A 12,182-nucleotide genomic window follows, 5' to 3' on the forward strand; every position below is an offset into this window, starting at 1 on the left:
TAATCCGTACGGAAGCCCGCTCGCCGACGTCGGGAAGCGGTACCCACGCGCCACGGCCGTGCCCCGCCCGACCCGGCTCCGCCCGAGTCCGAGGGAGCCACCAGCCACCATGCCCGCACTCGACCGCCATGACGACGTCTTCGTCCTCGACATCGGCGACAGCGAGAACCGCTTCCACCCGGACTGGATCGCCTCCGTCAACGCCGCGCTCGACGAGGTGGAGAACGCCGAGGGCCCCCGGGCCCTGGTGACCGCGGCCACGGGGAAGTTCTTCTCCAACGGCCTGGACCTGGACTGGCTGTTCGCCCACGCGGACCAGCACCAGGACTACGCCGTCTCCGTCCAGGAGCTGCTCGCGCGGGTGCTGGCGCTGCCCGTCATCACCGTGGCCGCACTCCAGGGGCACACGTTCGCCGCTGGCGCGATGTTCTCGCTGGCCCACGACTTCCGCGTCATGCGTGCCGACCGCGGCTACTGGTGCCTCCCCGAGGCCGACATCAACATCCCCTTCACCCCCGGCATGTCCGCGCTGATCCAGGCCCGGCTCTCGCCGCAGACCGCGCACACCGCCATGACCACGGCGCGGCGCTACGGAGGCCACGAAGCGCTCGCCGCCGCCGTCGTCGACCACGCCGTGGACGAGGACGCCGTGCGCGCGACCGCGGTGGAGATCGCGGGGTCGCTGACGAGCAAGGCGGGGCCCACCCTCGGCACCATCAAGGCCCGCATGTACGCACCGGCCCTGGCCGCGCTGCGGGACAAGGACAACCCCCTCGGCTGAGGCCGGTGAGGCCGGCGAGGCAGGTGAGACCGGCGCCGGGCCGGGTGACAGGACCGTCCGGGGTCGCCTCCGCACACGGCGGCCCCGGCACCCCCTTGCCCGGGTTACCCGCGCGCGCCGCGCCCCGCAGCGGTGGCCGGAGCCGATGCCGAGGCCGGGGCGCACAGTTCGGTGAACAGCCGCTCCCACCGCGGATGCACGGCCTCGGGCGCGTACGCGCGCGCGGTCTGGAGCGCGGCGGCCCCCATGTCGGCGCGCAGCCCCTCGTCGTTCATGAGCTGGCCCATGGCCTCGGCCAGCGCCTCGATGTCCTCGGGCGGGACCAGCAGCCCCTCCTTGCCGTCGGTGATGACCTCGGCAGGACCGGTGGGGCAGTCGTAGGCGACGACGGGGAGGGCGAGGGACATGGCCTCGATCATGACCATGGGGAGCCCTTCGAAGCGGCTGCTCAGCACATAGAAGGACGCCTTCGACAGCTCCGCGTCCAGCGTGGTCGAGTGGCCCATGAGGAAGACGTGGTTGTAGAGGTGGTGCTCGTTGATGAGAGCACGCAGCTCCTCCTGCTTCTCTCCGGTGCCGAAGATGCGCAGCTCCCAGTCGGGGTACGCCTCCGCCGCCTTGCCGAAGGCGGGGATCAGCAGGTCGAAGCCCTTCTGCGCGAAGAGCCGCCCGGCCGCCGCGGCCACATGCGACGCGTAGGTGGTGTGCTGCCGGGCCTCCGTGTGAACGGCGTTGGGGATGCGCACGATCCGCGCGCCGGGCAGGAGCCTCTCGTAGTCCTCCTGATCGCTCCGGGTGAGGACGGCGATGGCGTGGAAGCGACGGTAGTAGCGCGCGATGGCAGCGCGTACGTCGGACCGGTGCACGCTCAGGTTCATGTGCTCCTGGGCGACGAGGGTGACGCCCTCGGGCGCGAAGCGCGCGGTGAGGATGTTCAGCCCCGGCCGGGTGGGGACGAGGATGCCGTCGCGCAGGCCCTTCAGATAGCGGATCACCTCCCGCTCGACGTACCGGTCGAAGTAGCGGATCCCGAACTCGCCGTGCGGCACATAGCGTGCGGCACGGCTCGCCAGCCGCTCGGAGCGCCGCGTACCGGGGCGCCGTGTACCGGAGTTGCGGGACGGGCCGCCAGGTTCCGGCGTCCGCTCCCGGTCACCGTTCTTCCTGTCGTCGACGAGCGTGGTGATCGTCACGCGCGGGTCGAGCGGGAAGCGCGGGGTCGTGCCGCGCCGCAGGACGCTGACGATCTCCACGTCGTGTCCCGCCGCGGCCATCGAACCGGCCTGGTTGAAGACCGTGCGGATGGTGCCGCCGGTGCCGTAGGCGTGCAGCAGCAGGTAACGGATCTTCATGAGGGGCGTGGCACCTCGCTGTCCGAGGCGGAGGCAGCGGCAGAGCCGACGGCAGTGGCGGCGGCATCGGCGGCGGGGGCGCACTCGATCGAGAGGTTGTTCTTGACGGTGTAGTACGGGCGCACCAGCGCCGCCCCGGCGCGCTTCCCGGCGGTCTGCGCCGGAAAGACCATGACCTTCTTCTTGTTCTCGATGTCGTCGAGGTGCCGCCCGAGCCGCAGCCGTGCCTCGCCGTCCTCGGTCTTCGTCGTGAGGTGGACGTCCCACTCGGCGGGTAAGGGCGGCCGGGGGCCCTCGGTCAGCAGGTCGGCGACGGGGAAGTCCACGTCGAAGTGCGTGCCGTCCAGCGTGACGTCGTAGGACAGCCGGTTCTCCTCGTGCCCCCTGGGGGTGAGGACCAGCCGCCACGGGGTGTCCGCCGAGGAGCCCGAGGAGTCCGGCGCGCCCTGTGTGCCGCCCCGCCAGCCGTGGAGGGCGCCGACCAGGCGGATGCGGCCCTCGCGCGGCCACACCTGCGAGATCTCGGCGTGCGCCTTGCGCTTGGCGCGCGGCTTGGCGCCCTCCTTGCGGCCGGTGTAGCCCCAGGCGGCGCTGATCTCCCGCAGCGGAGCGGGGATCTCCTCGGGGGAGGGCAGCGACCTGCCCTCCTGGACCTTTCCCGCGCGGATCTTCTCCTTCCAGTCGCCGAGTCCTTTGTGCAGCTCGCCCTCGGTCTTGGACCCGTAGTCGAGCATGCCGGGCTCCCAGTCCACGCCGAGATAGGCGCAGATCCCCTGGAGCACCGTGGCGGGGTCCTCGGTCAGGTCCTCGTAACGGACGGTGTGGCCGTCCAGGTTCTTACGGGCCCGCTCGACGGCTCGCATATAGCGGAGCGCGTCGAGCGCGGCCTCCTCGGGGTTCCGCTTCTCGGGGTCGGCCTCGTGCCAGGAGGTGGCGATGGAGGCAGGGTGCCGCAGCAGGAAAAGAAAACGAGCGTCCGGCCAGCAGGCGGCCAGACGTTGGTAGGCGAAGGCGTTGCTGGGGGTCTTCTCCACGAGGATCCGCTTCCCCGAGCGGGTCAGTTCGCGGTGCATCACCCGGTCCCAGAGGAGGTGTTCCAGATCCCCGCGATCGAGGCCGAGGGCTTCCATGGAGCGCTCGGCGAGCTTGGTGCTGTAGCCGACCTCCAGTCGGCGCACGTGGAGTTCGTGCGGGGAGTGGAGCTGGGAGTGGGCGTTGAGAAGCAGTCTGAGCAGGGTGGATCCGGAGCGGACCGGGGAGATCACGAAGACCGGACATCGCAGCAGCCGGTCGGTCTCCGGGTCCTGCGGGGGACGGAAGGCCGTGTGCGGAGAGGCGGGCCGGGCCGCGGCGGCCGCTTCGGAAGCGCTCCCCGCTCCCGTGGCGGCCGTGGCCCCGGCACCGGGCTCGCGCCGCGGGACCCTGCGTATCTGAAAGCCCGTGAGAGAGCCCAGTCCTCTGTTCAGTTGCCTGAGGGGATTCATGCCCGCCGACGCTAGCGGGATTGGATGAGAGCGGCTACGGAAGACTTTGAGATATCCGTTAATGGCGGGGGGTCCGGACGGAGACGTCCAGTGAACGGTTGGACAGTGGCAGCCGCTTCGTCCCGGCCCCCGCCGCCGTGTGGGGCACGGGCCCGGGGTCGGGGCCCCGGGCCGACGTGCGCACCTGGCCGGTCGGACGGCCAGGTGGGGTGGGGGTGGAAGGGGGTCAGTGCCAGGTGCCGCGGGCAGCGGCCACGGTGAAGCCGGGGCCGAAGGCCACGACGAGTCCCTCGGCGCCCGCGGGGGGTGGCGTCTGGTGGGTGCGGCGCAGGATGTCGAGGACGGCGTTGCCGCCCAGGTTGCCGTTCTCCGTCAGGGAGGTGTGGGAGTGGTGGGCGTCCTCGGGCGTGAGCCCGATGCCCCGTGCGGTGTCGTCGATGATGCGGGGGCCTCCGGGGTGGACCACGGCGAACTCGGGTCGCCAGGTGCCCAGCCACTCCTGGAGGTGGGGCAGCGCGTCCGCGGGTGCGGAGACGGCCTTGCGGGACGAGTCGAAGTGCAGGCCGGCGGTGTCCAGCCGTCCCCAGTAGCGGTCCTGCGAGTCGGGGAGGACGAACTCGAAGGTGTCCTCGATGGCGAACCCCGGGCCGAGCGGGGCATCGGTGACCAGGCAGGCTCCGGCGGAGTCGCCGAAGAGCGCCTTGTAGATCATGCTCTCGATGCTGTCCTCGTCGCGGTGGTAGACAGCCGACAGAACCTCGGAGACGACGACGAGGACCTTCGCTCCGGGGTGTGACCGGACATAGTCGGTGGCCCGTATGAGGGACTGGACACCGCCCGCACAGGCCAGGTTGGTCTGGGCGAGGCGTGAGACGCCGGGGCGCAGCCCGAGCCTTTCGATCAACTGGATGTCCAGGTTCGGCACCGCCCACGAGGTGCTGTGGCTGGTGATGACGGCGTCGACCTCGTGCGCGTCGACCCCGTGCGCCTCCAGCGCGTGCCGGGCGGCGTCCTCCGCCATGGCGCAGGCGTCCTCGAAAGCGGTGCGGATGCGTTCCAGCAGCCCCTTGGCGGCCACGGCCTCGGTCAGCGGCCGGGTGAAGAAGCGGCTGGTGACCCCGCAGCCTTCCACGACGCGTAAGGCGACGCGCAGACGCGGGTGGTGGGGGTGGTGATCGCGGATGTCGTCGGAGATCTCGGCCGTGGTGATCTTGTGTGCGGGCAGGACTACAGAAGGTCGGGTGACGTAAGCCGACATGGCCGCTCCAGAAGTTTTGGATGCAACATGACTGAAAAAGTAGAGCAATAGTTAGCGCTTGCCCACCCCATATTTTCTTCCCCCCGGGTCGAGAAGGTCGGTTTACCAGCAGGTTTCCCGTGAATCGACAAGGTGAAGACGACTCCGCGTAACCGGCCAGCGGGTTTGTTTCTGCTTCCGGGTCACATGTGGGCACGTTGATCCGGCCGCCTTTGGTCGACGTCCTTCAGGTGGTCGCCTAAAACCTGTCCCGTGCGGCTCGAGGTGATCTTGAAGGCGTTCTTTCCTGTTTCTTCCGGGGCCCTGTCTGGCCCTTCACATCCGTACTACTGTAATCCGCGATGACGCCTATTGGCCTGGGAGGGGCGCCCTTGACAGTCCAACTGAGATCCAGCAAACATACGGTGGCTGGTACACCCTTCACGTCCGTCCCGTCCGTCACGCTTCCGGCTCCATCGAAGAAATGCGCGGACGCTTCCCTTCCGAGATCCCGACTCGCTGCTGTATACGACCCCGCGGTCATTTCTGGGAACTTCGTAAACGTTCTCGGAACGCGGGGATTATTCATGGAATTCTCAGATTGCTGAGGTTTCCCGAATGGTGACGAGAGGAACGAGCGCCATGCACCGCACAGATCCGACAGCAGCACGGGCGACGGTGGGGAGACCGCGGGGACGGGGCCGCCCACCGGCGCAGCAGGGCACGGTGCGGGCCCGATGTCGTGCCCGCTGTCGTCACGCGCCGGAGTGATCACCATGAACGGGAAGCCTGATCCTTTACGCGACCGCCCGTGCGGTGGCGATCTTGAGTCGAGCTTTCCCCGGGACGGCCGCGCGCTCGGGAGCGGACCGGCCCCGGAGCGGTATCCGGAACGTGAATGTTCCATTCCGCAACGAGGGTACGGGGAGGACGGAGCCGCCGAATTGACGGGCCCGGTTGGAGTCCCCGCAGGCGGCCTTTTCCGTCGCGCGGAGAGAGTCCTTCTCCGTGCGCTCAGGAGGTACGAGAAGAACCTTCAAGGACAACCGCGCGATGTCGCCGGACGAGCGATGCCGGGCGGATATCGGCACGCCCTCACGTCAGGCGAAGGAGGGGAATGCGGAGGAGAAGCCGGAGGGAAAAGGCTCTCCGTGTTCCCCGCGCCGAGGGTGAAGTCGACCGGCCCACCACGACTCCGTAGATCCCCTCACAGGGCCCGTGAGAAGGGCTTTTGTGCGGTGGCCCAGGATCGGTGGGCACAGCAGGTATGTGGCGGCACGGCCCTCGCCAGATCGAGGGAGCGTGCCGGGTGCGGGTGAATCCGTTCGGATGCGGTGACCCCCACGGTTTTCCGCCGCAGGAATTTCTTCATGTGCCTCCCCTCCGTTGCGGGAGGCCATCGAGAGGAGAATTCGTTTTGCCGCGCGCAGAGTTCACACAGAAGCAAGGGTCGAGAAGAGCGCTGCCTGGCCGGTGGCGCGCTGGAGTCGTCACCGTGACCGCGCTGACCGGTCTCACGGTCGCGGGCGCCCCACCGGTGGCCGCCGGGACCGACGCGGCGGACGCCACCGCCGACGCCACGGCCGGCGCGCCGGAGTACGTCTCCCGCCCCGACCTCACGCCCCCGGACATCACGGTCAAGGGCGACAGCCGCAAGTCCTCTCCGGGCTACACCCTGATAGCCCCCAAGATGGACGCGACCGTCGGACAGCCCCCGCCGGGCGGCCCGGGCGGCCCGCCCAGCCCGCCCGAGCAGTCGCCGCACCAGGGCGCGCTGGTGGCGGACAACAAGGGGGAGCCCGTCTGGTTCCTTCCGGCGAAGGCGGCGCATCCCCTTGAGGGCCAGAACCTCCAGCGGCAGACGTACAAGGGCAAACCCGTGCTCACCTGGTACGACGGCGAGGGCGGTGACCAGGGGAGCTGGGTCATCGCCGACGAGTCCTACAAGCCCATCGCCAAGGTACGGGCGGGCAACGGGATCACGAGCACGGACCCTCACGAATTCAGGATCACTCCCCAGGGTACGGGGCTGCTCTACGCCAACGTGGGCGTCGAGGGTGAGGTGGACGGCGAACCGTCCATGATCATAGACAACGTCATCCAGGAAGTGGACATCGCCACGGGCAAGGTGCTGTGGGAGTGGAGGGGCCTCGACCACCTCGACGTCTCCGAGTCCTATGCGCGGCCCGACGCCGAGGGGCCGGGGCCGACCTTCGCACAGGACGCCTTCGCGCCCATGGCCGACGACCCCATGCGGGCGTACGACTACCTGCACATCAACTCGATCTCCCTCGACACCGACGGCAACCTCCTCGTGAGCGGACGCCACACGAACGCCGTCTACAAGGTCGACCGCAAGACCGGTGAGGTCATCTGGCGCCTCGGCGGGAAGAAGAACGACTTCGCGATGGGGGAGGGCGCGGCCTTCGCCATGCAGCACGAGGCCGAGCGCGAGCGCGACGGGTCGATCTCCGTCTTCGACAACAGCGCGGACAGGAAAGAGGGAAGCGTCTCCCGCGGTCTGCTGCTGGACGTGGACACGAAGAAGATGACCGCCAAGGTGAAGGGCGCCTACCCGAACCCGGACGGCCTGGTGTCGGTGACCCAGGGGAGCACGCAACTGCTGCCCAACGGCAACGTGCTGGTGAACTGGGGCGACGTGGGCGCCTACACGGAGTTCTCCCGCAGGGGCAAGATCCTCGTCGACTCGGCGTTCCCCGACGAGGATCTGAACACCTACCGCGCCATCCGGGCGGACTGGAAGGGCTCTCCCGACGAACTGCCCGCGGTCGCGGGGCGTGACGCCGGGCGTGGCATGAAGGTCTACGCGAGCTGGAACGGCGCGACCGAGGTCGCCGCCTGGAAGGTCAGGGCGGGGAAGGACCCGGACCATCTGAAGCCGGCGGGCCTCGCCCGTAAGAAGGGCTTCGAGACCACTGTGCCGGTCGGGAAGGACAGCGAGTACGTGGCGGTCCAGGCCCTGGACAAGAAGGGGCGGGTGCTGGGCACTTCGAAGGCCGTCGAGGTGGAGTAGGAGCACCAGGATCCGACGGTCCGGCCGCCCGCGGGACGTAGCCGCACCGCGCGGCCGTATCCGCGGGACGCGCCCGTACCGTCGAACCATCGCACCGCGAGGCCGTACCGGCCGGGAGGCGGGACACCGCCGCCCGGCCGGTACGGCGGTGTCCCGCCCCCCGCCGATCCCGCCCCCGTCCCGTCCCCCGTCACCCGTCCCGACGAAGCCCGGCGGGACTTCCCACGAGGAGATCTCACATGCCCCCACCCCCCATCCGTGACGACGAGAAGCTGGCGGCGGAACTGGCCGCGGAGGCGGGCCGGGTTCTGCTGGACCTGCGCGCGAAGCAGGGGTTCGGCGACCCGAAGAGGCTGAAGGCGGCGGGGGACCGCGAGGCACACGAGTACCTGATGCGCTCCCTCGCCGCACACCGCCCCGATGACGCCGTGCTCTCCGAGGAGGGCGTGGACGACGCCCGCCGGCTCGACGCGTCCCGCGTGTGGATCGTCGACCCGCTGGACGGCACGAGGGAGTTCTCCGAGGAGGGCAGGACCGACTGGGCCGTGCACGTGGCCCTGTGGGAACTCGGGGAACTGACGGCGGGCGCCGTCGCCATGCCTGCCAGGAACACCGTGCTCACCTCGGCCGACCCGCCACGGCCCGTCGACGCGGAAGGCGAGGACCCGGCGGCGGGCGAGCGGCCCCTGCGGCTCGCCGTGAGCCGCACCCGGCCGCCCGAGCTGACCGGGGCGCTCGCGGCCTCGCTCGGCGCCGAACTCGTCCCCATGGGATCGGCGGGCGTGAAGATCGGCAGCGTGCTGCTCGGCGAGGCCGACGCGTATGTGCACGGCGGCGGCCAGTACGAGTGGGACTCCGCGGCGCCCGTGGCGGTCGCCAGGGCGGCCGGGGTCCAGGCCTCCCGGCTCGACGGCTCCCCGCTCCTCTACAACAGGAAGGGCGCGTGGCTGCCGGATCTCGTCGTCTGCCGCGCGTCCTGCAAGGACCGCGTTCTCCCCGCGATCCAAGAAGCGCTCACTCATCCCACGAAGGAGTCCTGATGAAGATCATCGGCGCGGGTTTCGGGCGGACCGGAACCCTGTCAGTGAAAGCGGCCATCGAAATGATGGGCTTCGGGCCCTGTTACCACATGATGGAGGCGTTCGAGCACCCCGAGCACCTGAACACCTGGCTCGCGGCGCGCAACGGCCAGCCCGTCGACTGGGACGCCGTGTTCAGCGGCTACCGCTCGACGCTGGACTGGCCCGCCTGCGACTTCTGGGAGCCGCTGGCCGAGAAGTACCCGGAAGCCAAGATCATCCTGACGGTCCGTGACCCCGAGCGCTGGTACGAGAGCTTCCACGAGACCCTGGCCCCCCTGTGGGACCCGGACGGCGAGACCTCCGACGCCATGGCGAAGGAGTACCGGAAGTACCTCGAACTCGTCCAGCTCATCACCGAGAAGACCTTCGACGGGCGCCTCGGCGACAAGGAACACGTCATCTCGGTCTTCGAGCGGCACAACGATCACGTCCGCGCCTCCGTACCCGCCGACCGCCTGCTCGTCTACGAGGTGAAGGAGGGCTGGCAGCCGCTGTGCGACTTCCTGGGCACCGAGGCTCCGGAGGGCAAGGACTTCCCCCACCTCAACGACCGGAACAGCTTCCTCCAGATGGTCAAGGGGCGGCTGGGCAACTGAGCCCGCAGGGCCGGATCCGGTCGCGAGACCGGATCCGGCGCGTCCGGCACGTCAGCGCCCGCCGGACCCCGTCAGCGCCCGCCGTCCGCCGCGGTGACCTCGCCCGCGCCGCGCCACGGCCGGGCCAGCAGGACCAGGCAGAGCGCCGCACCGGCCAGGCCGGCCAGCATGATGACGGCCATCGGCGCCGAGCTGTCCTCGCCGAAGAGGCCGACCAGCGGCGAGGCGAGGGCGCCGAACAGGAACTGGAAGCCGCCCAGCAGCGCTGAGGCGGCGCCGGGCGCGGTCCGTCCCAGGGTCTGGCCCAGGCTCATCGTCGCGGGGAAGATCACGCCGATCCCGCCCATGGTCACGAACAGGCAGGCCCAGGTGGCGGCGAGACTCTCGCCCACCGTGGCCAGCAGCAGAATCTGCGCCACGGCCCCCAGCCCGGCCAGGCAGACGCCGCCGGTGAGCAGGGAGTTGAGCCGTACGCCGCGCGACAGCCTGGCGAACACGCCGCCCGCGATCAGCATGGCGAGGGCGTTGGAGGCAAAGATCAGCGAGTACGTCGTGGACGAGACACCGTGCAGGTTCTCGAAGACGAAGCTGGAGCCGCTGATGTAGCAGAACATCGCGGCCGAGCTGAAGCCGAGCACGAGCACGTAGCCCATGAAGGCGCGGTCGGCCAACAGTGCGCCCATCGCGCGGAAGGTAGCGCCGAGTCCGGCCCCGTGGCGGCTCTCGCTCGGCAGCGACTCGGGGACCCTGGCCAGCACGGAGAGCAGCAGCAGCCCCCCGATGACGGTGAGGACCACGAAGACGGCGCGCCAGGTGGACACGGCCAGCACGGCACCGCCGAGCACGGGTGCGGCGATCGGCGCGACGCCGAGGATCTGCGAGAGCAGCGCGAAGTAGCGCGGGATGTCGCGCCCGTGGAAGCGGTCGGTGATCACAGCGCGGGCCAGCACCATGCCCGCGGCGCCCGCCACCCCCTCCAGGAACCGTGCCGTGGTGAGCACCTGGACGTTCGGCGCCAGCGCGCACACCAGCGAGAAGAACGTGAACCCGACGGTCCCGGACAGCAGCAGCCCGCGCCGCCCCAGCGCGTCGCTGACAGGCCCGATCAGCACCTGTCCGACGACGAGCCCCGCCAGGAAGGCGGTCATCGTGAGCTGGACGGCGGAACTGCTCGCGCCGAGCGAGTCGCCCATGGAGGGGAAGCCCGGCACGTACATGTCGGTGGCCAGCGGCGCGACCGCGGTGAGGGCGCCCAGGACGGTGACCAGGACGGCGGCACGCACGGGCGGCGGTCCTGAGGCGCGCTCGCCCGCGGTGCCGCCTTCGGTGCCGCCGTCCGCGCGAGGGGCGCAGGAACGGGAGGGGGACGGGGATATCATGAATGCAAAGGTAACCGATGGTTCGCCGGTTAACGAAAATGCCGAGGAGTAGGTGGTCCACCGTGCTGTTCCCTCCCCAGGTCGTCCGTGAGCGGTGGGCGGCGGACAACCCCGGTCTGGACACCTCGCCCATGGAGGTGGTCGCCCTGGCCAAGCGGGTCATCTCGCTCATCGACCGCGCGGTCGAGCCGCTCTACGAGGGCGCCCCGCTCACCGCGCCCGAAGTGGACATGCTGATCCCCCTCCGGCACGCGACCGAACCCGTCATCGCCCGCCGTCTCGCCGACGACATGGGGATCTCCCGCGCGGGCATCAGCAAGGCGCTGGCCAAGCTGGAGAAGCGCGGCTTCATCAGCCGCACGCCCAACCCGGCGGACCGCCGCGCCGCGCTGGTCACCATCACCGACGCGGGCAAGGAGGCGGTCGACGCGCTCTTCCCCCGGCAGCTCGCCGTGGAGGCGGAACTGCTGGCCGGGCTCGGCGAGGACCGCGCCGCGGTGGTGGACGCGCTGTCGCGGCTCGTGGACGTGCTGCGGGACGGCTCGCAGGACGCGGCACGCTGAGCGCGGTGCGATGCCTGCCAGGGGCGCGAGGGTTACGGGGCGGGCCGCGCGAGGTGTTCGTCGAGCGCCTTGAGGCCCGGCACGAAGACGTTGTCGGTGAACAGCGCCCGGAGGCTGTCCGTCTCCGCCGGATCGAGCGGGGTGAAGTCCGCCCACCAGCGCACCTCGCTGGTCCCCTCCGTCGGACCCGGCGTGATCCGGAGCGTCGCCCGGTAGTCGCTGACGGGGAAGGGGCTCTGGGCGAACTCGTAGCCGCACACCCCGTCGTCGAGCTGGAGAAGCCGTTCCAGGATCTCGCCGCCGTCGGTCGTGGTGAGCCTGCGCAGGTGCCCGGGAGTGCCGGGCGGGACGCCGGGCTCCGGTACGCAGTCGGCGATGAGCGGGTGCCAGAGGTGGATCTCGTCGAAGGAGGAGACGACCGCCCAGACCGCGGCGGGCGGACGGGCGATCGTGGCGCGGGCCTCGGCTCGGGGCACGGTTGCCTGCTTTCCGTGGAGAAACGGGGGGTTGCCGCTTCACGGGGGTGTTGCGCGGGACGGTTGGCCGGTGTGGTGCGCATTGTAGGGTCCCGCGCTGGTTTTTGTGCCGCATCACGGGGGCGGTGCGCGTGTGGCTTGGCGCCGTGTTCGGCTGCCTGGCCGGTGGCTTCGGCGCGGCGTGTGGTTGCGGTGCGT

10 protein-coding genes are annotated in these 12,182 nt (G+C 70.3%); 5 read left to right on the forward strand and 5 right to left on the reverse strand.

From position 1 onward, the window contains the following. Nucleotides 1–109 precede the first annotated feature (109 nt). Entirely contained in the window at nt 110–781 is a 672-nt protein-coding gene (locus ACYVOO_RS39510) for an enoyl-CoA hydratase-related protein (RefSeq protein ID WP_461020553.1), read from the forward strand. A 104-nt stretch (nt 782–885) separates the two neighbouring features. On the opposite strand, the gene ACYVOO_RS39515 is transcribed toward ACYVOO_RS39510, so the two are convergent. The 3 genes from ACYVOO_RS39515 to ACYVOO_RS39525 form a co-directional block, all read right to left on the reverse strand. Then, nucleotides 886–2,133: a glycosyltransferase family 4 protein gene (locus tag ACYVOO_RS39515; protein WP_461020554.1), complete on the reverse strand. Its 1,248-nt coding sequence runs from the start codon at nt 2,131–2,133 to the stop codon at nt 886–888. Further along, nucleotides 2,130–3,617, reverse strand: a complete 1,488-nt coding sequence (locus ACYVOO_RS39520; protein ID WP_461020555.1) for a sulfotransferase family protein — start codon at nt 3,615–3,617, stop codon at nt 2,130–2,132. Before ACYVOO_RS39520 ends, ACYVOO_RS39515 begins: the two co-directional genes overlap by 4 nt. Before the next feature lie 226 nt (nt 3,618–3,843). Further along, nucleotides 3,844–4,875 (reverse strand): PhlD, encoded by a 1,032-nt coding sequence (locus ACYVOO_RS39525; RefSeq protein WP_461020556.1) that lies wholly within the window; start codon nt 4,873–4,875, stop codon nt 3,844–3,846. Between the two features lie 1,474 nt (nt 4,876–6,349). On the opposite strand from ACYVOO_RS39525, the gene ACYVOO_RS39530 reads away from it, so the two are divergent. The 3 genes from ACYVOO_RS39530 (at nt 6,350) to ACYVOO_RS39540 (ending at nt 9,566) form a co-directional block, all read left to right on the forward strand. After that, nucleotides 6,350–7,888: an arylsulfotransferase family protein gene (locus ACYVOO_RS39530; protein ID WP_461020557.1), complete on the forward strand. Its 1,539-nt coding sequence runs from the start codon at nt 6,350–6,352 to the stop codon at nt 7,886–7,888. 239 nt (nt 7,889–8,127) lie between these two features. Next, complete coding sequence (locus ACYVOO_RS39535) at nt 8,128–8,928, forward strand: 3'(2'),5'-bisphosphate nucleotidase CysQ (RefSeq protein WP_461020558.1); 801 nt, start codon at nt 8,128–8,130, stop codon at nt 8,926–8,928. After that, nucleotides 8,928–9,566: a sulfotransferase family protein gene (locus ACYVOO_RS39540; protein WP_461020559.1), complete on the forward strand. Its 639-nt coding sequence runs from the start codon at nt 8,928–8,930 to the stop codon at nt 9,564–9,566. The genes ACYVOO_RS39535 and ACYVOO_RS39540 overlap by 1 nt, the downstream gene beginning before the upstream one ends. A 71-nt stretch (nt 9,567–9,637) precedes the next feature. Here ACYVOO_RS39540 and ACYVOO_RS39545 read toward each other — a convergent pair whose 3' ends face one another. Further along, nucleotides 9,638–10,945 (reverse strand): multidrug effflux MFS transporter, encoded by a 1,308-nt coding sequence (locus ACYVOO_RS39545; protein WP_461020560.1) that lies wholly within the window; start codon nt 10,943–10,945, stop codon nt 9,638–9,640. Nucleotides 10,946–11,007: 62 nt separating this feature from the next. On the opposite strand from ACYVOO_RS39545, the gene ACYVOO_RS39550 reads away from it, so the two are divergent. After that, a complete protein-coding gene (locus ACYVOO_RS39550; protein WP_461020561.1) occupies nt 11,008–11,508 on the forward strand; it encodes a MarR family winged helix-turn-helix transcriptional regulator in 501 nt (166 codons plus the stop codon). A gap of 32 nt (nt 11,509–11,540) precedes the next feature. On the opposite strand, the gene ACYVOO_RS39555 is transcribed toward ACYVOO_RS39550, so the two are convergent. Further along, nucleotides 11,541–11,984, reverse strand: a complete 444-nt coding sequence (locus ACYVOO_RS39555) for an SRPBCC family protein (protein ID WP_461020562.1) — start codon at nt 11,982–11,984, stop codon at nt 11,541–11,543. Nucleotides 11,985–12,182 lie beyond the last annotated feature (198 nt).

The sequence above is a fragment of the Streptomyces daliensis genome (assembly GCF_054782395.1).

Bases quoted from the DNA above. Each gene is read 5' to 3' on its own strand.
- ACYVOO_RS39510 (WP_461020553.1), top strand. From the start codon at position 110: ATGCCCGCACTCGACCGCCATGACGACGTCTTCGTCCTCGACATCGGC.
- ACYVOO_RS39535 (WP_461020558.1), top strand. From the start codon at position 8,128: ATGCCCCCACCCCCCATCCGTGACGACGAGAAGCTGGCGGCGGAACTG.
- ACYVOO_RS39540 (WP_461020559.1), top strand. From the start codon at position 8,928: ATGAAGATCATCGGCGCGGGTTTCGGGCGGACCGGAACCCTGTCAGTG.
- ACYVOO_RS39520 (WP_461020555.1), bottom strand. From the start codon at position 3,617: ATGAATCCCCTCAGGCAACTGAACAGAGGACTGGGCTCTCTCACGGGC.
- ACYVOO_RS39525 (WP_461020556.1), bottom strand. From the start codon at position 4,875: ATGTCGGCTTACGTCACCCGACCTTCTGTAGTCCTGCCCGCACACAAG.
- ACYVOO_RS39515 (WP_461020554.1), bottom strand. From the start codon at position 2,133: ATGAAGATCCGTTACCTGCTGCTGCACGCCTACGGCACCGGCGGCACC.
- ACYVOO_RS39545 (WP_461020560.1), bottom strand. From the start codon at position 10,945: ATGATATCCCCGTCCCCCTCCCGTTCCTGCGCCCCTCGCGCGGACGGC.